We start from the raw sequence: 24286 nt of genomic DNA, 5'->3' as shown, positions 1-24286 counted from the left end.
ATCATTTCACTCAATGATTATTTAAGGGTTCTTCTTTCGCTACCCGTATACCATCATCTATCAGTTTTTTCAAGCTGGGTCGAATTGTAATAATAGCTTTAAGCTTACCTTGTACACTTTCAGTTAAGTCGTAGGCATAATTCGCCCAGGCGATTTCATAAAGTTCTACCAGCGCGAGCCAGTTATCTGTTATTTCAGCAGACAACTGATCAAAGATATCCGTCCAACGCTCCGTAGCAAATGATCCTGACCGCAGTGCTCCGATCTGTGCATGCAAGACAAGCAATTTTGAGTCTTCAATCTGCGTATACGATAAAACGGATGACTTCTCCGTCCCTTCCTCAATAGACTCATAAGCATCTTTGTCGGCAGCCCCCGCAAATACTGAAATAATCTCGGTCCCTACAGCCATGTCGTAAACTCCCCATTCAGGTTTAAAATAAACTTCCCTCCGGTCATTTCGGTAGACTTCACAGTCATCAAATGAAATCAACACAACTTTACCCGCCTGACGTACAACCTTCAAAACAACGCCCTCAACTTCAACCCCTGAAGAAAAACACAAAGAACATCGCTTTCCTTGACTAATACCATAAGTGGTCAATTCTTCGTCTGAGAAATCCGCCAAATCTTTATTGCTATCTGCGAGAAGACCGACCGGAGAACCATAGCCCTCCCGATGATAATTTATCCCGTGTCCTTCTAATTGCTTCCCAGAACACGCCAATGCAGTGGGGCCTACTGTTTGTATATAGGAAATAGACTGATCTGCATTCGCCGCCTTAAAAATACCTGACACCTGCAATCCAGAACTATAAACAATCGTGCATACAGCCTGACAGTCAATCGCTTTTTCCAAACTTTGTTTTCCGCCAACCCGGAAGGCCATAGTATCTGCAAACTGATTCAGGACATCCATTAAATGTTCAAAATCGGGTGTGACAAACAATTGTGGCTGTGGCTTAGTAATATCATAGGTATATGCTACAGTATTTAAATCATAAGGTAGCTTTGGTACCGATTTTTGCATACAACTGGCACTTTCGCCAATGGAAGACAGTAGACCTGCGCCATAAATCTTGGGATCATCAAGGCTACCGATCAGACCATACTCCACAGTCCACCAATGCAACCTACTCAACAAAGCCATTTCCGAAGGTTCGCCCATATTGTCCTGAACGGTCTTCAACTTGTTTTCAGCTTCCACCAATTCGGTTTCGGTTGTACCCGCGTGCTCTTTTAAAATTGATAAATGGCGAATAGCCTCATACAGTTCGAAATCCTTCCGGGACGACAATGCTTTTGTTCCAATTTCACCAAAGTACTGCAAATACACCGCATAATCGGGCTCACCTATGATCGGTGCATGGCCAGAAGATTCATGAATGATATCTGGTGCAGGGGTATATTCAATATGTTCCAATTGTCGGATATCTGCGGCTATAACCAATACCCGATGTGCCTGAAATTCCATAAAAGCTGCCGGTGGTATAAATCCATCGACCGTTACAGCTCCCCAACCAATTAATTTCAAACTATCGTTCATTTGTTGCAGATCCGGTATGTGCGAAATGGAAAGCCCCGCTTTCTTCAATCCTGGTATGTATGGGTAATAAGCGACATCTTTTAAAAAGGAATAATTCTGACGCATGACATAGCGCCACAAGGCTTGATCCAAAGCCGTATAACGTTCGTATTGCTGGGCGACTACATAGCGCTTTAAATGTTTGGGCAGCTGCTCCAAAACAACATTATTATATGTTTCCATTTATAATCGGTATCAAAATAAAGTGTGAGACTTTGTATGAAGGTAGAAAATATTTATTGTTTCCGAAAGGGCAACCTTACATTCTCGTGCTTTTTTACAAAATATATCAAAGGTGTGACTCATAAAACCTTCCTAAACAAATCTAAAAAAACTTCTTTTTCCTAATTTAATTCTAAAACCAGTTTCCAGATCAACGGGCAGATCAGGATCCAGACATTTGTTCGAATCAATCTGTACTGCCCCTTCAGCAATGAGTCTTCGAATAGCGGACTTACTCAGATCTTTCTTTAAAAAGTGACAAAGGTCGACGAGCTTTGCAACAGAACCCAATTGCGCATTAACATGTTGCAACGAGACCTCTTCAAAACTTTTATTATCGAATGATTTTTGCTGGAACTGTTTAGCAAAAAAATCCAATGCATCCGCAGCTGCCTGCGGAGCGTGGTATTGGGCCACGAGATTATGCGCAATAAGCTTTTTGACTTCCATCGGATTTTCGCCAATTTCCAGCCGGGATTTTAACATCTTCTTTTCCGTTGGAGTAAAGTCTGTCGTTAGATCAATATAATCTGGAATTAAACTGTCGGGAATAGACATCGCTTTGCCAAACATTTCATTCGGTTCATCCAACAGACCAATGGTATTGTACAGCGATTTGCTCATTTTCTCTTTACCGTCCAATCCTCTGAGCAGTGGCATACATAAGACAAGCTGAGGATCGAGATTAAAAGATTCTTGAAGCTGGCGTCCCATTGTACAATTAAACAATTGGTCTGTCCCACCCATTTCAATATCGCTTTTGATATGTACGGAATCAAAACCCTGCAATATAGGATAGATAAGTTCATGCATGGCGATCGGTTGATTGTCCGTGAAACGTTTGTGAAAATCATGCCGTTGCATAAGCTGCGCAACCGTCACTTTTGAAACAAGCTGAATAACCTCCGCAAAATCCAAGTTATCCAACCAATCACCATTAAAGACAACTTTTGTCTTTGACATATCAATGATTTTAGCTAATTGTGCGATATAGGTTGCAGCATTCTCAGCTATTTTTTCCTGATTCAAAGGTTTACGCGCTTTATTTTTGCCAGTTGGATCTCCTATCCGCGCAGTAAAACTCCCAACCAAAACGACGATTTGATGGCCCAATTCCTGAAATTGCTTAAGCTTTTTCAACACCACAGCATGCCCCAAATGAAGGTCTGGAGCCGTAGGATCAAACCCGAGTTTAATAATCAGCGGACGTCCAGTTTCTTTAGATTGTTGCAATTTGGACCTCAGCCCATCCTTTGGCAACATAATTTCAATGTTTTCTTCTAAATCTGTTAACATAATGCTATAAAAACAAAAAAGCCCGAACGTTATGTTCGGGCTTAGCTATATAAATAATTAAATTTTCTAAATTTTAATAGGCATAAGGTTCCCGAACTACTATCGGGAGATAATAATTAAAGAAAAATGGAAGACGTAATATGTTGTTCATTTTCTTCATTGCCTTAACAAAGTTAACGCTATATTTCCAAAAATCAAAAAAGCCATAATAATATAGTAATACCATCCCCTCTTATTCAATACCACACGACATCTGACTCCAATCAGCTCTTATCAGGCGCCTAATTACACCTTATTCCCTCTTATCAAAAACTCAACTACACGTTATTCTCATCTCCCTTGTTCGATCCACTATCATTCCGTTTCTCCAGCAATTTACCCTCGGCATTATATACATATCTCTCAACTCGACCATTTCGTTTTTTCTCAACAATTTTCTTCAATAATAATTGGTTCTTAAAATATTCCCTATAACTCGAACCATTGAATTTGTACAGTCTCTCGACAAGATTATTATGCTGATATAAGTCGGTATAATTGACTTTATCTTTTTTATAGGTATGTTTAAGTAGTTGGCCGTCCCTGTTGAACGACTTCGATTCGACGACCTGACCGACACAATCCAACTTCGCTTTATAAAGTAACTTGTTATCCAGGCCATACTCCGATTTACTGTGGTCAAACTCGTTTTCAACGATATAGTAGCTGTCATAAAAAGTCTTTAATACTTTCTTCTTTCCTATATTAGGTTGATAAATCACTATCTTTTCCTGACTGATTTTACCGTTTCGAAAATCGCGCTGTACACTTGAAGTATCCGTAATCGTATACTGAAAATCCAAAGTCGCGTCAGTCTGCACGTCCATTTGCTGCATCACACCATGCCTGACCTGGACCACAGCACGCTTTCCTTCCTTTTCAATCTTAAAATTTCCATCTACTAAACCGTCTTTGTTGACCGCAATAAAGGCATTAGAGGGGCCCAAAAATTGATTTTGCTGCACAATATATTTTCCTTGCTTCAATTTAGTGACTTGTCCTTTTTCAACGATGTTAATAGTATCTTTTGGAGATTCTGATAAATGTAACTGATACCTGTTTTTATCCAAACGAACATACTCCTGAGCTACGGCTATTTGTCCCAACAAAGCAATACATGGGAACAAGAAAAATTTCAATTTCGACATATTGTAATAAGTTTGTTGCAAAGGATACATTACAATTATTACACCAAAAACCGCAAGTCTAGATGAAACTAAATTCAAATAGGGAATATAAAACGCCAAAACAACAGCATACAGATAAAAAAAGGAGAAATATCCTTAAGATAGATCTCCTTATATTTTATTTAGGGACTGATCGTATTAGACAGACTCAAGGTATTGCGCATAGCAGTACCCTTCTTCGTTATCGTTGGTCCGCACTAACCACCATTGCTCATTTGCCTTGCTGATCAATGTGATAATTTCGCCCTTTGCAGCTTTTCCTACAATAGGCTGGTCAGTTCCGGGGCCTTTTCGAATATTTAAGTTGCTATTCTCTGTGATTACCTTTACCTGGCTTCCGGGCACCTCTGTAGCCACATCAACATTTAAGACGACATCACCGGTCTGGAAGTTTGGATCTATATTTCCATAAATTTCCCACAGTTTATTTTTCACATCAGCGGTAGGCGCAGTACCCCTAATCTGAAGCACACCATCCATTTCAGCGTAATTCAGATCGTTAACTCCTGAAGATTGCGCAGTATCCAAAAGAACTTTATATTTTTCTTGTAATGACATAATTTTTACTATTTTATTTTTTGACAACAATACCACTCAAATCTACTTTTTTTGGATTTAGATTATCCAAACCTTGTTTCAATGTAACAATCTTTGCCTGTTCCAACGTTCCTGTTACCGAAATAATTCCGTCTTTAACACTCGCCTGGACGGATGGAAAATCTTTCATAAACGTATTTACAGCTGCGCCGAGTGTAGCATCATTATTCGATACTGTAATCGGTGCCGGTGTTGTTGCAACAGGTGCACTCACAACGATATCATTTTGAATAGATTTGACATCCTTATCCCCTGCTGTTTTTGCGATCGATTCAATTTGTTGTTTTTCTTCCTCCGACGCTACGGTGCCGCTAAGGATTACTTTTCCTTTTTCGACCTCAACATCAACAGTTTTACGTCCCGTAAGTGCATTTTCGATCTTCTCCTCTAATTTATCATCCGATAACCCCGATTTACATGCAGAAAAAGAAAGTACTGCAGATGTTGCCATAAGGCAAAATGTTAATTTGTTAAATTTCATATTTAAATAATTATTTGTTCATCAATTATTTTCTGTTTAAAGTATTCACGAGCTTTCGGCGGTATAATCGTCTTATATCATTGCTATATCCGGACGCGATACACTCGGTTTGTTTTTTTAAAATGTCAAATGAAATATGCCAAATATTTTCACACATCTATCTGTACCCCAATCATAGGTATTTCAGCTACTCCATCTTAATTTATATTTTTCCAATACTATCCTTAACAAACTGCTTGACCAATTGTTTGTCACATAATTTTTAAACAGCAAATCACTTGTTGGATCATAATTATATCATTAATTTTAAAAGCAAAGGTCTAACAGGTCTTACATACGATATCGGGTTCCAATTGAATAAATAGTAACTATGGGGTTTTTTAATAATATTTTTGGAAAGAAAGAAAACAAAAAAGATAGCATACAGGAATTTTGGAATTGGTTTGCAAAAAATGAACAAACATTTTTTCAAATTGTAAAAAATGGGGATCAGATTGATCAGAATTTTTTCAGCAAACTCTCCCCAAAAATTGACGCGCTTCGAAAAGAACTCTATTTTTTAACTGGAATGTACAGTGATGATATTGCTGAGCTTGTTATTACTCCCGATGGGGTTGTGAAAAATATCGCGTTCGTCGAGGCCTTGATCGGCTCAGCTCCTATGCTCCCAAATTGGAAATTTACCGCCTTAAAACCGGCTATCGAAGACATGGAAAAATTCAAAATAACGATGTACGGTTTTTCCTTTGACATTAATGACATGTATTTTTACCCCATTGAACACAAATACCGTCCAGATGATGTCGATATTGTTATTGTGCACCCCAATTACACGGAAGAAAACAAAGCCAACATCGCTCATGGGGTTGAAATATTCTTAGATAATTATATCGGCGAACTAAACTCGATCATCACCATTGACAATTTAAACATTACCTCCAGCGACCTGACAGCGGGAGAACTCATTCCATTGATCAAATTAAAAGACTATTTAATATGGCGGGAAAAAGAATTTGTCGAAAAATATACGGATGTCAGGCATGAAACCGAAAATGATTCCTACACCGCTTTTGAGGGCATGATGCAAAACGATCTGCCTATTTTGGCCATAATAAATACAACACTTTTAGACTGGGACGGAAAGGTATCACACCCCTGGATCGTAACATTGCGGATCAATTACGATGGAACTTCGACCAATGGTATGCCTGACCAGACGACATACGATTTAATGGATAAATTCGAAGACGACTTAATGGCTGGCCTTCCACATGATATCGGTTATCTCAATATTGGACGTGAAACTGCGGACAACATACGGGAAGTTTACCTGGCCTGTACAGAATTCAGGAAATCATCCCAAATAATAGATCAGCTAATTGCGCAATATCAAAATAGGCTTGAAATCGACTATGCTATCTATAAAGATAAATATTGGAAATCCTTTGCACGATTTAATAAAACAATAGAATAACAACAATAGGCTATTGAAAAATAAATGTGCACACTTTGTTGAACAAAAAAGCCAACCTAATAAATGAATAAGTTCATTCTGCTCATTATCGCGATCGGGATCAGTTTGATCGCTTTCAAAGTTTCCCGAAAGCACACATTTGCTGCAAACAACACCGAAAATACTGCGGCATCAGACTCAGCACGGTATATTGACGCCTTTGACCGGGTCAAAGGCGTCGTTAAAAAGGATAAAAAATACAATAAAAACATCGCTTTTCTTCTCGACATGAAGAAGCTTTCGGGAAGGAATCGCTTTTTTGTTGTTGATATCCAAAAGAACCGGATCCTGGATCAAGGTTTAGTAGCCCATGGTTCAGGTTCGGAAACCGGAAAAGCCGGCAGATTAAAATTCAGCAATCAGGACAACTCCTATGCGACCTCATTAGGCATGTACTCGATCGGTACATCTTATAACGGTCGTTTCGGAAAAGCTTATAAGTTATATGGGCTTGAAAATTCCAATAGCAACGCCTACAGCAGAAACATTGTTTTACATAAATACGATAGCATGCCCTATGATGAACAGATTGCTCCAATATGTTTAAGCCAGGGGTGCCCAATGGTAAGCGTAAAATTCTACGAAAGACTGCAGCCTATTATTGACTCCTCTCAAAAACAAATTATCTTAAATATCTATTATTGATCCTTTTTCAGCTCCAATTTCTTAACCAAGCTCAATAAAGCCTGATAAGGGCTTTCCGATGTGACTAAGGATTTTAACCAAGCAATGAACCCCAACACAAACAAATCCTGATTTTCTGCGCGATCGGTCATCGCCTCTATATCGGCCATAAAAACATTATTTTTTACGATCGATGGATTTTGCAGGTACTTTTCAACCAGTCTTAAAAAATTAACAACCCGACCTTCCCGCACGGTTTCCAGATATTGTTTGTACCGACGTCTAAAGCTTTTCACCCGTGAAATTGCCAGATCAATATCCTCAAACTGAATATGGATCAATATCTCCAACAAGCTCTTACGAATCGTCCATAACATGCCCATTTTCTTCTCATACCAAGCATCCGTTCGAATCAACTTTCTTAATTCTGTCAATGCAAGTTTATCTTGAAATTGTGTCAGAAACATAACCAGGCATAATTGCAGGTCCGCAATATCAGTCTCGTTGGACTTCAATGTCGATTGCTGGATCCCTAAACGTAAAATAGCGAGTGCCTTTACCCCCTCTCCCATGTAATGGTAATTTAGCGCCTTGAGCAAATAATAACGTAAATGAAACTGAACCCGAAGAACACTCCCCGGAGAACAACCAGCAATCAGCTGCTCTAAATACGCTAAACTTTCGTGGAATAATCCATTCCGCAGATTGAAATTAGCGAGGTAATAGAGAATATGGAGATAGTAAAACAAGTGATGTCCCGAATTTACCTTTTGCTTTGTTATAAATTCATCACTTGTTTTCAAAAAAGACCGAACTAAGGCATAATTCTGATGTATCGTAGCATATTCATTGGCGATAAACAATAGCTGATATAGCGACTTAAAAGACAACAGTTGCCGCAAAGAAATATCATACTTGCCAATTGTATCGATCACCAAACGATTTAGATCAACGATCTTCCCCTTCAAATGGATATCTTGCAATTCGACCCTTAGAAATGCATAGGCAATTTGGAATTTTACCTCTTGCTGCATTTTATGTTGATTTGCCACCAAACGATCGATCAGCAGTTCTAAATTGGGTTTGGATTCCAAATATGCATATTGCAGCCTCAGTTGCAGGATTTCGTTGAGCAAGCTAAACTGCTCCAGAAGTAAAGCTTTTTGTTCAGCCCGTTGAAGGCATTTAAATCCAGGTTTTATCAGATCATTCTCCAACAGAAAACGTCCAACAATAAGCAGTCTCAAGGCTTCATGCGCCTCACTGTTATCTCGTTCAAATGTTTTATTTGAAATAAACAAGAGTAGGCTATCATGTAATCTTTTCCTTAATGCATGATAAGCGTCCTTATTTTTTGAAGATGCATAGAGTTTTTTTAACCTATTTATATCATCAGTTTCTAAAATTTCAATCAACCTGATATTCTTGACATCATTCCGCTTATTTTTCTTCTTTAAGAAGCTTTTAAAGTCCTTTATATCATCATTACCTAATACACTAATAAGCTCTACAATTGTATCCATATCGTCAAATTTAGCCGAAAATCAAATTTAATAAATAAAAATATATCATCAGTATTTTCAAAAAATTGATTTTATATCCTATTGAATACTCCTGATATTTGAATCAACAAATAACAAAAACAACAATAAAAAATTAAAATTATGGAACCGCTAAAAAACATGATTGAAGAAAAAATTTCAAAAAAGGATTCGAACACAAGAAATCCTTTCAAACCTACAGGAGCCTTCATTGGCGCATCGTGGACAGCTCTATTGGTAGGAACTATTGGTTACTGTGTCGGATTATGGAATGCGACTATGGCACTCAATGAAAAGGGATATTATTTTACCATCCTATTATTTGCTCTATTTGCTGTTATTTCTGTTCAAAAAAGTGTCAGAGATAAAGCTGAAGGACTTGCTGTAACCGAACTTTACTATGGTCTAAGTTGGTTTGCAACAATTGCTGCGGTAGTCTTATTGATTATCGGATTATGGAATGCTGACCTGCTACTGAGCGAAAAAGGATTCTACGCTATGTCTTTTTCTCTAAGTATATTTTCTGCGATCGCAGTTCAGAAAAATACTCGGGATGCTAAACTTATTGATGATAACGAGATAAAACTTTAGCGGTTTGCCGATCCTGCGGCCGCTGGCTGACATGCCGCAGGATCTATTGTAGGTCATTGCATTTTATACTCCTCAATTTTCCGGTATAGTGTCGCTACACCGATCTCCAGCAATCGTGCAGCTTCAGCTTTATTCCCATTTGTATGTTGCAATACACGTTGAATGTGTTGACGTTCTATATTTGCCATGGAGAAACCGGAAGATAATGCTTGCTCCGATTTCAAACTATTCATTCCAAAAGGAAGACTGCTCAGATCAAGCAGTCCATCCTCACTCAGTATGACACTACGTTCAATTACATTTTTCAATTCACGGATATTTCCCCGCCAAGGATTTCGTTCAAGAGCAGCAACAAATTCAGCAGTCATTTTTAGCGGTTTGAGATTCGATTTTAACGCAAAAATATCTACATAATATTGAGCCAGCAATCGAATATCCTCAATACGCTCTCGTAAGGGTGGTAGTTGAATTGTAAATACTGACAATCTATAAAATAAATCGCTTCTAAAATGTTCTGAATCGATTTCGGCTTCAAGGTCGCGATTTGTTGCAGCGATAATACGGACATCCACTTTCGTCGGCTTGGAATCACCTACTTTTAAAAATTCACCAGTCTCCAATACACGCAGAATTTTGGCTTGAAGTTCAATCGCCATCTCACCGATCTCATCCAAAAAAATAGTTCCCAAATGAGCCTCTTCGAATAGACCACGCTGATCCTTTGTCGCTCCTGTAAAAGCCCCCGCTTTATGTCCAAACAGTTCATTTTCCAGCAGATCTTTTGTGAAAGCGGCGCAATTAATAGCGACAAAACTGCGTTCCTTGCGTGGGCTGGCCTGATGTATCGCCTGTGCAAATACCTCTTTACCAGTTCCCGTTTCTCCGGTTAGCAGAACAGTCGTACTTGTTCCAGATACTTTTTGCGCAAGCGCAATGGCTGATTTAATCGCTACAGAACTCCCTATAATTTTGTCAAATGAAAGCCTATTACCCAATTGTTTCTCCAACTGTCTTACTCTGCGCGCCAATGCTACTTTCTCACAGGCTTTATAGAGTAAAGGAATAATCCGGTTATTGTCATCACCTTTGGTAATGTATTCAAAAGCACCATTTTTAATCGCCTGAACTCCATCCGGGATATTACCATAGGCGGTCAATAATATGATTTCAACAATTGGATAGCGTTCCTTAATCAATTTCGCAGTCTCCACACCATTACCATCAGGCAACTTAACATCGCATAATACGACATCGATGTCGAAAATATCAAGCTTTTTCAAGCCAGATTTGATATCATCAGCTTCAATTACCTCAAAGCCCTCCAAGCTGATGATCTTAGCAAGCAGTTTACGAAGCTTCTCTTCGTCATCTATAAGAAGTATTTTATTCACCATGTTTTTTTTCAAAATTACGATTTGTTCCATGCAAATAGCAATAATTTACATTCGAAATTTGGCACACTATTATACAATTTTGTAGTTAAACATTAAGGAATTTGACTATAGATAAAAACAGCTGTTTTGAGATTAGAAATAAACTGGTATATTTGTAGCTCTTAAACTCAAATAAAAACTGTATGTAAGATTAAAATTCTTTAGAGATTAATAAATACCAACGGTAAATAACTTACCGAAGTGGCCTGTTTTTAACAGTATAAAGAATTTTAGCATGATTTCATTACAACAGATATCCTATATACATCCGAATAAAGATTTATTGTTTGAAAACATAAGTCTAACAATCAACTCACACGAGAAAATAGCATTAATTGGCAACAACGGCGTTGGTAAATCAACATTATTGCGTCTTATCGCCGGAGATCTATTGCCCACAACAGGCGGTATGCATAGTGATACCCGCCCCTTTTATGTGCCACAAATCACCGGACAATACGATGATTTAACAATCGCACAGGCTCTTGGCATTGACAAAAAGCTGAATGCTTTTTATGCCATCTTAGCTGGCAACGCCTCGGAGGAAAATTTTAATATCCTTCAAGATGACTGGACGCTGGAAGAACGCTGCCAAGAAGCCTTTAGCTATTGGAATTTGCCCGAAATTCATTTGACGCAGAAAATGTCGGATCTCAGTGGTGGCCAAAAGGCAAAAGTTTTGTTGGCAGGGATCCAGATTCATAAATGTGAGCTTATCCTGTTGGATGAGCCCAGCAATCACCTGGATATTGACAGTAAAAAGCTGCTTTATCAATGGATACAGTCTTCAAAACAGACCATTGTTGTTGTCAGCCATGACCGAACACTGCTCAATCTATTGGAGGACACACTAGAAATGACGCCGAGAGGCATAAAACGATATGGTGGAAACTATGCATTTTACGAATCTCAAAAAGAAATAGAACGCAATGCGCTAGAACAGGATATCCATCATCAGGAAAAAGCGATCAGAACAGCCAAAGAGAAAGAAAGAGAAACGATTGAACGGCAAAACAGATTAAACAATCGTGGTCAAAAAAAACAAGAAAAAGCAGGTGTAGCCCGCATTATGATGAATACACTACGGAATAATGCCGAAAAAAGTACAGCCAAAATCAAAAGTGTCCATCAGGACAAAATTGGAGACATGAAATCCAATCTGCAAGAACTTAGAGGCACGAAAGCGGTCTTAGATGAAATGAAAATTGATTTAGGAAACAGTGACTTCCCCCAGGGAAAAAGTATGATAAAAGCGACCAAAATTAACTTCAAATACAATACAACTGAACTTTGGCAGGAAAATATTGATCTGCAAATATTCAGCGGGGAGCGTATCATCTTACAGGGAAAAAATGGTTCCGGTAAAACCACATTGATCAAAATCCTTTTAGGTCAGCTCAGCCCCGCTCAAGGTCAGGTCGAACGACAGCGCTTTAGCGCTATCTATCTCGACCAGGAGTATTCACTTATTGATCTTCGGTTGAGTGTTTATGAGCAGGCTCAATATTATAACAGTGAATCGCTACCCGAACATGATATCAAAATCAGACTCAACCGCTTTTTATTTGGGAAGGATGACTGGGACAAGCCTTGTCGGCTTTTAAGTGGCGGCGAAAAAATGCGCCTGATTCTATGCTGCTTAACAATTAGACAACAGGCTCCGGATCTCATTGTGTTAGATGAACCTACCAATAATCTGGATATTCAAAACATTCGCATCCTTACCCGAGCGATTCAACACTATAAAGGTACACTCCTTGTCATCTCCCATGATGAAATGTTTCAAGATGATATCGGCATAGACAGAACGATCAGTTTAAAAAATTAGGTACAATAAAAACAGCCGATATTTCTGATACCTTGATATCGGCTTAATTTTTTATCTCAGCGTACTTGACCAATCGGGGTTCATTCCAGCAAACTACACCTTATTTTGTAACAATCTCCTATTCTTTATTTAGAATAATGCTAAAACGATAAATTAAATTGAAAAAAAATAAAATTTTATCAATATATTCACGATGATTTTAAACATGAAACAATAACCATCAATTAGTTGAACCTTCCTGCAGAGATAGAATTTCATAAAAAAATGTTTCTCGGAGGCTTTTCAATTAATTACTCAATTTAATTATGTCAAATTATCAAATTAAAGAGAATCCCGAATTGTTTGACGCTATCGTCGTAGGCTCAGGTGCAGGTGGAGGTATGGCCGGATATATCCTCGCACATGCGGGTCTCAAAGTATTGATGCTGGAAGCTGGCCCATTTTACGATCCCGCGAAAGATTCGTTGCAGTTACGTTGGCCCTGGGAATCACCCCGGAGAGGAGCTGGTACGACACGACCTTTTGGCGATTTCGATGCGGCCTTTGGTGGCTGGCAAATCGAAGGAGAACCTTACAGTAAAGTTAGTGGAACCGAATTCGAATGGTTCAGAGCAAGGATGCTCGGAGGTAGAACCAATCACTGGGGCCGTATTTCATTGCGTATGGGGCCCGATGATTTCAAACCGAAAGATGGTATCACCGATGAATGGCCTATCACTTATGATGAAGTCAAACCATTTTATGATCGCGTAGACCGTATGATCGGTATTTATGGTACAGCCGAAGGTATACATAACGAACCTGATGGTATTTTTATGAAACCTCCTAAGCCTCGTCTTAATGAACTATATATTGCAAAAGGCGCCAAGAAAGCTGGTGTACCAGTCATTCCGGGACGGGGTGCCGTGCTAACCGAAGTATCCAAAGATATTAAAGACCGAGGCACTTGTTTCTACTGTGGCCAATGTGGTCGCGCATGTAAAGTATATGGCGATTTCTCATCCTCATCGTGCTTGGTCATTCCCGCAATGAAAACCGGGAATTTAAAGGTAATCGACAATGCAATGGTACGAGAAGTATTGACCAACGACGAAGGATTGGCTATCGGTGTCTCCTATGTTGACACAAAAGATTTACAGGAATATACGGTAAAAGGAAAAACTGTAATTCTTGGCGCCAGTGCCTGTGAAAGCGCCCGGATTATGTTAAATTCAAAATCTAAAGCACATCCCGGTGGTGTTGGTAACAGCAGCGGCTTGGTCGGCAGGTATCTTCACGACTCCACCGGTGCCAGTCTCTCCGGTTACTTACCACAATTACTCGATCGTAAAAGATATAACGAAGACGGCGTTGGTAGTGTCCATATCTATTCACCTTGGTGGGAAGACAACGCGAAACTGAATTTCCCGAGAGGATACCATATTGAATATGGTGGTGGTCTACATATGCCATCTTATGGGTTCCTAAACTGGGTACCAAAGGTAAATGACGCCGGAAAAGGCGGCGACGGAAAAACAAAAGCAAAGGGTGGATATGGCACAGCGCTTAAAGAAGACTACCGTAGTTACTATGGCGCAAATGTTGGTATGGCTGGACGTGGCACCGCATTGGCAAGAAAAGATAATTACTGTGAAATCGACCCGAACCAAGTTGACAAATTTGGAATCCCTGTACTCCGTTTCAATTACAAATGGGCAAATGAAGAAATCGCCCAAGCAAAGCATATGCAGGAGACGTTCCAATCCATCATGCATGAAATGGGTGCTGTCATCACATCGAAAATTCCAGGTGCTGACACCTTATATGGTCTAGAGGCTCCCGGGAAAATTATTCATGAAGGTGGCACCACCAGAATGGGGAACGATCCAAAAACATCGGTATTAAACAAATGGGGACAGGCACATGACTGTAAAAACCTTTATGTGGTCGATGCTGGACCATTTGTACAACAAGGAGATAAAAACCTGACATGGACAATTCTAGCACTATCGATGCGTACCGCAGAATATATATTGCAGGAAAAGAAAAAATTAAATGGTTAAAGCATGAATAGAAGAGAATCGCTAAAAGCACTAGGCTTTATTGCTGCTGGATCAGGTCTTTTAACCGCAGCTTGTAACACAAAAGACGCAAAAAATACAACCGCCGCAAATGCTGATAAACTACCCGGTGTCCAAGATTTTGAATATGAACGGACAGCACGGCTAAAAGAAGAAAAGTTTTTTGATGAACATGAAATGGCAACAATAACTGTTTTAGCCGACATCATTATTCCAAAAGACAGCAAATCAGGCAGCGCCTCCGAGGCGGGTGTTCCGGATTTTATCGAGTTTATGGTAAAGGATTTGCCTGACAACAAAATCCCTATGCGTGGTGGACTACGCTGGCTTGATCTTCAGACCAAAAGACGGTATGGTAATGTATTTATAAAATGCGACACAAAGGATCAATTAGCACTCATTGATGAAATTGCTTATCCTGAATTGGCAAAACCCGAAATGCAGCAAGGAGCAGCATTTTTCTCCTTGATGCGCAACCTGACGTCTTCTGGTTTCTATACCAGCGAAATTGGCATCAAAGATATCGGATATGCTGGTAATAAACCTGGCGTATGGAATGGTGTTCCGGACGATGTGCTGAAAGAACATGGTTTCGATCCAACTAAATTCTTTGGATAAAAAAAATCCTTTCCAAAAGCTGGAAAGGATTTTTTTACTGTACACAATATCGAGCTGACAGCTATTTATCTAATTTTCATTATTGTGCCGGTGTAACCTCAGTCGGCTCTGGGGCTTTGTCGATCAATTCCATAAATTGATCCAACTTAGGTGTAATAATAATCTGTGTTCTCCGGTTGCGTTGTTTTCCAAGAGCTGTTGAATTGTCGGCTACAGGATTATACTCTCCCCTACCACCAGCTGTTAGTCGCTTCGGATCAACACCATACTTGGTTTGCAATGCCTGAACGACAGAAGAAGCCCGTAATGTACTTAAATCCCAATTGTTTCGAATATTTGGTTTCGAAATCGGGTCTGTATCTGTATTACCCTCTATCAGCACTTCATAATCTCTATAATCTTGAATAATCTTCGCTATTTTGCTTAAAGTCATATCAGCACGATCACTGATTTCATAACTTCCAGACTTGTACAGCATATTATCTGCCAGTGAAATATAAACGACACCTTTTAACACCTGCACATCAACTTCTTGTAATTCCTCACGACTCAGTGACCGGGTCAGATTATTTGTCAACACCAAATTCAACGAGTCAGACTTGTTCTTGGTCTCAACAAGATGTTTAATGTATTTATTTGAAGCATTGATTTCATCAACAAGCTTGGAAATATTGACGTTTCCCTGTGAGTTTTGATTGATACTCTTATCCAAAGAACCCTGCAATGCAGCATAAGCAGCTTTAAGATCAGCATTATTTTGTCGTTCTGAAGCTAATTGGTCTTCCAAACTCTTAATCCGTGACCGACTTTCAGTCAATTGAAGTTGACTATCCTGATACTGTGTTTGCAGATTTTTATACTCTGTCTGCAAACCTACATATGTTTTTTTACTGACACCACATCCCGTAAAAAACAAACTTGCGGTCAGTATGGACATCGGAAAAACTATATTCTTCATAGCATTCTAATTTTGTAGATGTTGAGTTAATTTGTTGAACCAAGATAAAGCAATATTTCAGCCAAAAAAATAGTATCCTATCGAATTAACATCCTTTAACGTCTATTGTCCTAACTCCTTTAATTCCACATTAGTAAATATCTGTTCACCTTTCAAATAAGGATTAGCTCCTTTCAGATAATTGTAAATAATTGATTTTGCCTCTTCATTGGGCAACTTACGGAGGTTTTTGACCAAGAAGTTTTTGTCTTCTATGATATTATCTTTATAACCCAAAAAAGACGGTGCATGGACCTGTACACTCCATCGAATAAACCTTGCTTCGATATGATTGGGGTTATCTTTGATCAACTCCTCCAGATGCTTCTTACCTTCCTTAAATTGGCCGACTTTCTTAAATGGATTGCCCATGTGTTTTGCTATTAATATCTCATAGGCGGCACGATAGACCTTCTCTGTAGTGGATTTAGCCCCGTCATCGAGTATATCAAAATTACGTTCACACAGATCCTCGTCCTTTACTGCCTCCGCATAATCTTTTCGGATCTTATCGATATTCAGCTGCTGTCCCAGTCCCATCTTTGCTATTGTAAATAGAAATACTGTCAATACTATTCGTGTCATCATAATTATAAATCAGGCTTTTCCAAAAATTCATTTTCCGACTTAAATTACTAAAAAAATCGAATTCAAACATTAATTTTCAATTATCATACCACAAAGCCTAAAATATCTTGTCATCATATCACTACAGGAGGCTTTTTCCTAGCTGAATTTCTTTATAAAAGGATATTTTTAAGGCATTTTTGCACCATGAAATTAGCATTAAAAACAAGCCCTGTATGGTTCAAAGTAAGTCTATCCATTCTTTTTGGAATTCTATTGGGTTGCCTGTTGGGTGAAATGGTTTTCAAACTTCTACAGTCTTAACCTTCGTTCAGATGAAACAAAAGAAAAGAACTACAGCGTGTATGTCTTTTTCAGAGAAATCTTGCTGTCATCCTTGCTTAGAATAGAATTATTTTTAGTATATTGCTTATACCAATATAAATTTAAAGTGAGTTATGGAGACAAAAGCGGAGTATCAGATTTGGGACACTATCGTCAATAGTGCAAAAACTAAATTCGATTATAAGCATATTCGTGCTATGTTCAAAAAGGAAGATGATGAAATAACCGATAAATTTCTATTCCATATTATTGCGGGATTTGCCTGTGGAGAAAATCACCAGACTATCTCAACAAACTTGTTCAATGAATTGCAAAGCATCAATTTTGAATGCAATGAACAACAGATTGATAAGTTCATTTCAGACAAACATGTTAAGTTTAGTCCTGAGATCTACGCAACCTACCTCGCATTTTCAATGCTAGAAGATGGTGAGGATATTGATAATATTACCGAAGTCATTGACAATCTGCTACAAATAGATAAATAACTAGACAAATAATATTTTTTAGAGGTATCGTTTAATTTTGGCTAAAAACTTATATTCGTATACAAATTACGTCTAAGTTATGCGCCATTTTTTAACGCTATTTTTAATATTTTATTTTTGTCCGAACATCTTGGGGCAAAATTTCGATTTTGGTAGAGTAAACGTTTCAGATTTTTCGACTACAGCACTCGATAGCAATGCAAATGCTATTGTCCTAAAAGAATTTGGGCAAAGCTCAGTTTTCGTCGATGACTATGATCATCGAATAAAATTAATGCACGAATACCACGTCCTCATTCGTATAAATAATAAAGAGGGTTTTAAAAAAGCCAATTTCGAAATCCCCTCCTATAAAAGAGGAAGTTATATCCGTGACCACCTGGACGAATTGAAAGCTGTTACCTACAATTTGGAAAGCGGACAGATCATTCGAACAGAACTTGAAAGTAAAAAGGTTTTTAAAGAAAACTACTCTACTTACCTCGATCTGAACAAATTCACACTTCCAAATATTAAAGAAGGATCCATCATAGAAGTTTCGTATCGAACTCTCGAACAGGATCTATTTAATTTTAAGACATGGGAATTTCAGGATGATATTCCCAAATTACATAGCCAATACATTGCTATTATACCGGCATCTTTTACTTATAATGTGGTATTACGTGGTCCCTATAAACTTGATGACCAAAAAAAAGGAGAAGTTTTGAAGGAATATCTTTTTTTGGATGGAGTAAGAATGGATTGTTCAAAGCTCACCTATGCAATGTCCAATATTCCAGCTTTTGTTGAAGAAGACTTTATGACTTCTCCCCAAAATTTTAAATCCGCAATATATTACGAGCTCGAATCCATATTCTATCCAAGCACTGGTGTCAAAAAAACATTTAGCAAGACATGGAAAGATGTTGACACAGAATTAATGAATGAGAAGACCTTTGGTGGCCAATTGAAAAAAACAGATCTATTCAAAACTACGCTGTCAACACTTTTATCTCCAGATGATTCAAAATTGGTAAAGGCCAACAAAATCTACGACTACATCAAGAAACAGATAAAATGGAATAACTACGTTGGAAAATATTCCGAAAATGGAATCGAAAAAGCCTTAGAAAAAAGAACTGGTAATATTGGTGATATAAATTTATCGCTGATTACTGCCCTACAAGCAGCGAATTTAGATGCTTATCCAATTATTTTATCGACAAGACGAAATGGTAACCCCAATTCGCTATTTCCTGTATTATCTGATTTTGACTATGTAATCGCCTGTGTGGACATCGATGGAATCAAATACAAATTGGACGCATCGAATAGCTATCTTCCCTTTGGCTCATTGCCATTGCAATGTCTCAATGAGCGTGGCAGAATCATATACTCCAAAAAAAGTTCAGATTGGTTCCCACTAGCCTCTGAGGAGATATCCGAACAATACTATACGTTGACGGGCGTACTGAATAACCAAGGTCAAATTAAAGGCACACTTATCATTAGCAGTCAAGGTAATAAAGCGCTCTTAAAAAGGCAACATATAGCCAAATTCAACTCGCTCGAAGAATATTGGGAAAAACTGGATGAAGAGATGCCCAACATCAGTTTTACCAATGCCAAAATTGAACATCTTAACGAACTCGATCAGATACTAAACGAGACGTTTGATATTACGTTAGATGTTAATAAACAACAAGAAAACAATATATTATCACTCGCTCCAAACGTCATCGATCGCATATCCTATAATCCGTTCAAAATTCAAGACCGCACTTATCCGGTAGATATGGGATTTAAGTCTAAACTCCAATACAATATCCAATTGGAAATCCCGGAACAATACGAAGTAACAGATAAACCACAAAATATATCTTTGGCTCTTCCTGAGTCTGCTGCAAGATATAAATACATAACACAGCTAACTGGCACCAAACTAGAGGTTCTGGGGAGCCTTAGTTTTAATAAACCAATATTTACGGTAGACGAATATTTCTCTTTAAAAGAGCTTTATTCACGCATTATACAACAGCAGAAATTAGACATTAGATTAACCACAAAAAAATGAAAACGTTATTTGCCAATTTAGCCTATTTCCTTATTCCAATTGCTGCAATTGCTCAGGAGAACTACGATATTGCCCAGATTCCGGGTACGCTAAAAAGCCGGGCAGTAGCAACAGTCCGAAATGATAAAACTGTGGTGGAAGTAAAATCCCCTGAGCAGGTCACTGAAACGGTCACACGTGTCATTACCGTTTATAATAAAAACGGGGATTACTATGCCGCCCTTCCGATACATTATAACAAATCAAATGAAATCAAGAGCATAAAGGGTGCTATCTATAATGAAATGGGGATATTGCAGAAAAAAATAACAACCAAGGATTTTAAAGATGTAAGTGCAGTTGACAACAGTACAATGTTTGCTGATTCGAGGATGAAAGTCTATATCCCGGATTATCACAGCTACCCCTATACCATCGAATATCAATACGAAGTAAGGCATAAACAAAACTTAATCATTCCTTCATGGACTCCTGAAGTTTCAAACAATGTTTCCGTTGAAAAAAGCAGTTATCAATTTATAACTCCAATCAGTAGTGAATTTCGGATCGAGTCAAAAAACTATAAAGGTAATATCAAAGAGGAGAAAACCGACAAAACTGTTAGTAAAACCTGGAATGCGGAACAAATCCCAGCTAAAAAAGAGGAATCTTATAGTCCCAATCCCAATCTGAAAAGAACAAGCGTATTGATCGTTCCTAAAAACTTTGTTTATTATGGAAAAGAAGGCAATTTTAGCGATTGGAAAGAGTATGGCGACTGGTTTGCTACTAAATTATTAAGCAAAAAGCAAGATCTTACTGAAGCCTCAAAACAGAAATTCATATCACTTACAAAGAACGCTTCATCGGATCAAGAAAAAGCGAAGATCCTATACGACTATTTGCAAAAAAACACGAGATACATCAGTATTCAGATTGGAATTGGTGGACTTGAGCCATTTCCGGCATCTGAGGTTGACCGTTTAGGTTATGGTGACTGTAAAGCCTTGGTCAACTATATGGGAAGCATGTTATCTGCTGTAGGTATACCTTCTTACTACTGTATGGTTGAAGCGGGTAAACGCAAAGAGAATTTTCATAAAACATTTGCAAATGTACAGGATGGAAACCATGCAATCCTATGCCTGCCATTCAAAAATGATACGACCTGGTTGGAATGCACCAGCCAGAACCTCCCTTTTGGATTCCTAAGCAATTTTACAGATGACAGAGATGTCATTGCCTGTACCGAAAATGGCGGTGTGATTATGCATACACCAAAATATAGCAATGCCATCAATCTTCAGCTTCGTAACGCCGATCTTAGCTTATCCGATGATGGGAGTATAAAAGGCTCTCTAAACACCAAATTTTATGGTACACAGTATGAAAATCATATGGAAATTCTTTTGGCAAGCAATAATGAAAAAACTAAACTGCTGGCAGAATATTATAATATCGACAACATTAATTTTGAACAGGTAAAATACACCGAACACAAAAAAGATAGACCATTTATTGAAGAGAATTTGTCAATTTCCATTAAAAATTATGCGGTAAAAAACGGCAATAAAATGCTGATTCAGCCCAATATTTTCAATACACAATCCAGCATATCTGAGAATAAAAATCGTACGGAAGATATTTTTATAGAACGTGGATTTGTTGACATTGACAGCATTAGTATTGCACTGCCAAATAACATTTTAAAAACAATAACCCCCGAACAAAAGATTATCGAAAAACCATTTGGTAAATATGAATTTAAGTCGGAGATAAAAGGGAATAAACTTTTCACGTATCGAAAACTAGAGCTCTTCGAAGGAAATTATCCAGCAAGCAACTATGAAGATTTCTTTCAGTTTCATAAAGAAGTGAGTGGTTCCGATAAAGGGCGTTATAATCTGAGCATATTGTAATATCATCTTAAAATATTTACCAGAATATGAAAGTTGTCAAACAATCAAATAAAGCAATTATTGTATATTAGCCAAATGACAGAATACGCGGCAATTTTTGATATGGACGGGGTTATAAGCCACACAAACCCCTTTCATGCAGAAGCTTTCAGAGCTTTTTTTAAGAACCATAACGTACAACAGGCTACTGAAGAAGAATTCGAACAGCATATGTATGGCAAACACAACAGCTATATCATGCAACATTTTTTTCAACGCCCGATCTCTCCTGAAGAATTGCGTACGCTTGAGTTTGAAAAAGAGCAGCTTTTTAGGGTGATCTATAAAGAACATGTTGCTCCTATTAAAGGCTTGATCGAATTTCTGAAAGATTTAAAAGACAAAGGCTTCAAACTTGCGGTGGCAACATCGGCTCCTAAAGAAAATATGGATCTGATTTTGGATGAACTAAAGATCCGTGATCTTTTTTCATCAACTTTGAGCAGTGAAGATGTAAAACTTCACAAACCTCATCCCGAAGTTTATTTGAAATCAGCGGAAAACCTGGGTATGCCAATTGAAAAATGTATTGTGTTTGAAGATTCTTTTTCGGGCATTACAGCTGCCAAAAATGCGGGGATGAAGGTTGTTGCCGTATTATCAACCCACAAAAAAGAGGAACTTCCTGCTAGCGATACCTATATCAGAAACTATACTGAAATTTCAGTAGCTAATGTGAAAGCAATATTACAATAGAAGGTCCGCTTAACAAAATGATCACTTAATTCATACGAGGATCATTTCAACAGTGTTTCTTCAATTGAATACAAAGAAACTATTACAAAGGTTATAAAAAATAAGGGCTTCTTTTGGATGCCCTTATTTTTTACTAGTCTCTTTTGAGACCAAACTTTTCAATCTTACTATAGAGATGACTCCGTTGTATATCCAGATCATCTGCAGTCTTGGAAACATTCCAGTTATTTTTCTCCAATTTATATTTTATAAATTCTTTTTCCGCATGATCCTTATAATCTTGGAATGAGTCAAATGAATCCATATCTAGGCCGTAATTCACCGTCCCCTTTTCGTGGGCAATCCCATTTACCGGTTCACGTGAAGGATTAGCAAATGCGACAACATCCTTATCGGTAATAGATTTATCACTCAAAATAATAAGTCGTTCAATCATATTACGCAATTCACGAATATTTCCCGTCCATGGAAGATGGCTTAATTCTCTCATCGCTGCATTTGTGATTTCCTTTACAGGAATACCATATTCCATACATATTTCTTCACAAAAGTTCGTTGAAAGCAATGGAATATCATCAACACGATCTATCAGCGCTGGCACATGGATTAAAATCACCGAGAGGCGATGATATAAGTCCATTCTAAAATTGCCGTCTTCAATTTCCTTTAACAAATCTTTATTGGTCGCAGCTACAACACGTACATTGACATCAATTTCTTTGTCACCGCCAACTCTGGTTATTTTATGTTCTTGTAAAGCACGCAACACTTTAGCCTGAGCGGAAAGGCTCATATCCCCTATTTCGTCCAAAAACAATGTCCCGCCACTAGCCTGTTCAAATTTACCGATACGCTGTTTAATTGCCGAAGTAAAGGATCCTTTTTCATGTCCAAACAATTCTGATTCGATCAATTCAGAAGGAATAGCAGCACAGTTTACTTCAATCAATGGCGCCTGTGAACGATTTGATTTCTCATGCAACCAACGGGCCACCAGCTCTTTACCTGAACCATTTGCACCAGTAATCAGTACTCTAGCTTCTGTTGGAGCCACACGATCTATCGTCTCTTTGATACGTTTAATTGCACCGGACTCCCCTAATATATCTTTGGTCTTTGAACTGCTTACTTTTCGTTTTAATACTTTGGTTTCAGTGACAAGAGAACTTTTATCCAATGCATTCCGAACCGTAATGAGCAACCGGTTTAGATCCAGTGGTTTTTCCAAAAAGTCAAAAGCTCCTTTTTTTGCTGCCTCAACCGCGGTTTCAATCGTTCCATGGCCAGAGATCATTATAAAGGGAATATCTGGACTACTCTGATGTGCCTCAGATAACACTTCCATCCCGTCCATATTATTCATCTTGATATCACATAGAACCAAGTTGACCTTTTCTTTTTTTAAGATCTCCAATCCATCACGACCATTGTCAACATCTAAAATCGTATAATCTTCGTATTCTAAGATATCACGCAAAGAGCTTCTGATGGCGCGTTCATCGTCAATGATTAAAATTGTACTCATAAATTCAGCGTTATGCTATTTTCAATTACGGAAATCAATATAAGGTTTTTTTAGCAATTA

The 24286-nt window shown here is 38.1% G+C and carries 20 protein-coding genes; 10 read left to right on the top strand and 10 right to left on the bottom strand.

From position 1 onward, the window contains the following. Positions 1-10 precede the first annotated feature (10 nt). The 5 genes from OGI71_RS01140 to OGI71_RS01120 all read right to left on the bottom strand — a co-directional run bounded on the left by OGI71_RS01140 (position 11) and on the right by OGI71_RS01120 (position 5377). Positions 11-1768: an aromatic amino acid hydroxylase gene (locus OGI71_RS01140; RefSeq protein WP_282253472.1), complete on the bottom strand. Its 1758-nt coding sequence runs from the start codon at positions 1766-1768 to the stop codon at positions 11-13. 132 nt (positions 1769-1900) lie between these two features. Continuing rightward, complete coding sequence (gene tyrS, locus OGI71_RS01135; RefSeq protein WP_282253471.1) at positions 1901-3103, bottom strand: tyrosine--tRNA ligase; 1203 nt, start codon at positions 3101-3103, stop codon at positions 1901-1903. 317 nt (positions 3104-3420) lie between these two features. After that, a complete protein-coding gene (locus OGI71_RS01130) occupies positions 3421-4290 on the bottom strand; it encodes a hypothetical protein (RefSeq protein WP_282253470.1) in 870 nt (289 codons plus the stop codon). A 177-nt stretch (positions 4291-4467) separates the two neighbouring features. After that, complete coding sequence (locus tag OGI71_RS01125) at positions 4468-4887, bottom strand: SH3 domain-containing protein (RefSeq protein ID WP_120260658.1); 420 nt, start codon at positions 4885-4887, stop codon at positions 4468-4470. 13 nt (positions 4888-4900) lie between these two features. Beyond that, positions 4901-5377: a BON domain-containing protein gene (locus OGI71_RS01120; RefSeq protein WP_282253469.1), complete on the bottom strand. Its 477-nt coding sequence runs from the start codon at positions 5375-5377 to the stop codon at positions 4901-4903. Positions 5378-5777: 400 nt separating this feature from the next. Here OGI71_RS01120 and OGI71_RS01115 point away from each other — a divergent pair, with 400 nt between their 5' ends. Further along, on the top strand, positions 5778-6881 hold the full coding sequence (locus OGI71_RS01115; protein WP_282253468.1) for a DUF695 domain-containing protein: 1104 nt from the start codon (positions 5778-5780) through the stop codon (positions 6879-6881). Between the two features lie 63 nt (positions 6882-6944). Then, positions 6945-7565 (top strand): murein L,D-transpeptidase catalytic domain-containing protein, encoded by a 621-nt coding sequence (locus tag OGI71_RS01110; protein WP_282253467.1) that lies wholly within the window; start codon positions 6945-6947, stop codon positions 7563-7565. Here OGI71_RS01110 and OGI71_RS01105 read toward each other — a convergent pair. Then, positions 7559-9067: a hypothetical protein gene (locus tag OGI71_RS01105; protein WP_282253466.1), complete on the bottom strand. Its 1509-nt coding sequence runs from the start codon at positions 9065-9067 to the stop codon at positions 7559-7561. The two genes, OGI71_RS01110 and OGI71_RS01105, sit on opposite strands and share 7 nt — an antisense overlap. Before the next feature lie 141 nt (positions 9068-9208). Here OGI71_RS01105 and yiaA point away from each other — a divergent pair, with 141 nt between their 5' ends. Continuing rightward, complete coding sequence (gene yiaA / locus OGI71_RS01100; RefSeq protein WP_120260653.1) at positions 9209-9676, top strand: inner membrane protein YiaA; 468 nt, start codon at positions 9209-9211, stop codon at positions 9674-9676. A 53-nt stretch (positions 9677-9729) separates the two neighbouring features. Here the strand turns inward: yiaA and OGI71_RS01095 are convergent, their stop codons facing one another. Beyond that, a complete protein-coding gene (locus tag OGI71_RS01095; RefSeq protein ID WP_282253465.1) occupies positions 9730-11070 on the bottom strand; it encodes a sigma-54 dependent transcriptional regulator in 1341 nt (446 codons plus the stop codon). A 274-nt stretch (positions 11071-11344) separates the two neighbouring features. On the opposite strand from OGI71_RS01095, the gene OGI71_RS01090 reads away from it, so the two are divergent. The 3 genes from OGI71_RS01090 (at position 11345) to OGI71_RS01080 (ending at position 15615) form a co-directional block, all read left to right on the top strand. Beyond that, on the top strand, positions 11345-12937 hold the full coding sequence (locus OGI71_RS01090; protein WP_282253464.1) for an ABC-F family ATP-binding cassette domain-containing protein: 1593 nt from the start codon (positions 11345-11347) through the stop codon (positions 12935-12937). Positions 12938-13242: 305 nt separating this feature from the next. Continuing rightward, positions 13243-14979, top strand: coding sequence for a GMC family oxidoreductase (locus OGI71_RS01085; RefSeq protein ID WP_282253463.1), 1737 nt, complete (start codon positions 13243-13245; stop codon positions 14977-14979). Positions 14980-14982: 3 nt separating this feature from the next. Beyond that, entirely contained in the window at positions 14983-15615 is a 633-nt protein-coding gene (locus OGI71_RS01080; RefSeq protein WP_282253462.1) for a gluconate 2-dehydrogenase subunit 3 family protein, read from the top strand. A 79-nt stretch (positions 15616-15694) separates the two neighbouring features. Here the strand turns inward: OGI71_RS01080 and OGI71_RS01075 are convergent, their stop codons facing one another. After that, entirely contained in the window at positions 15695-16573 is an 879-nt protein-coding gene (locus OGI71_RS01075) for an OmpA family protein (RefSeq protein ID WP_259180388.1), read from the bottom strand. 102 nt (positions 16574-16675) lie between these two features. Then, entirely contained in the window at positions 16676-17200 is a 525-nt protein-coding gene (locus OGI71_RS01070; RefSeq protein ID WP_282253461.1) for a hypothetical protein, read from the bottom strand. Positions 17201-17637: 437 nt separating this feature from the next. On the opposite strand from OGI71_RS01070, the gene OGI71_RS01065 reads away from it, so the two are divergent. From OGI71_RS01065 to OGI71_RS01050, 4 genes are all read left to right on the top strand, one after another. Beyond that, positions 17638-18012 carry a hypothetical protein gene (locus OGI71_RS01065; protein WP_223582293.1) on the top strand — a complete coding sequence of 125 codons (375 nt, stop codon included), beginning with the start codon at positions 17638-17640 and terminating at the stop codon, positions 18010-18012. A gap of 130 nt (positions 18013-18142) precedes the next feature. Next, complete coding sequence (locus OGI71_RS01060) at positions 18143-20068, top strand: DUF3857 domain-containing protein (protein WP_282253460.1); 1926 nt, start codon at positions 18143-18145, stop codon at positions 20066-20068. Beyond that, positions 20065-21966: a DUF3857 domain-containing transglutaminase family protein gene (locus tag OGI71_RS01055; protein ID WP_282253459.1), complete on the top strand. Its 1902-nt coding sequence runs from the start codon at positions 20065-20067 to the stop codon at positions 21964-21966. Before OGI71_RS01060 ends, OGI71_RS01055 begins: the two co-directional genes overlap by 4 nt. Before the next feature lie 75 nt (positions 21967-22041). Beyond that, a complete protein-coding gene (locus OGI71_RS01050; protein ID WP_282253458.1) occupies positions 22042-22701 on the top strand; it encodes an HAD family phosphatase in 660 nt (219 codons plus the stop codon). A 133-nt stretch (positions 22702-22834) separates the two neighbouring features. Here OGI71_RS01050 and OGI71_RS01045 read toward each other — a convergent pair whose 3' ends face one another. Then, the gene (locus OGI71_RS01045; RefSeq protein WP_120260643.1) at positions 22835-24226 is read right to left on the bottom strand and encodes a sigma-54 dependent transcriptional regulator; all 1392 of its coding nucleotides are present in this window, start codon (positions 24224-24226) and stop codon (positions 22835-22837) included. Between the last annotated feature and the right edge of the window lie 60 nt (positions 24227-24286).

It is taken from the genome of Sphingobacterium sp. ML3W (assembly GCF_029542085.1).
GTDB lineage: Bacteria > Bacteroidota > Bacteroidia > Sphingobacteriales > Sphingobacteriaceae > Sphingobacterium.
The sequence above is the reverse complement of the archived record's forward strand: the minus strand, read 5'-3'. Positions and strand labels throughout refer to the sequence as shown.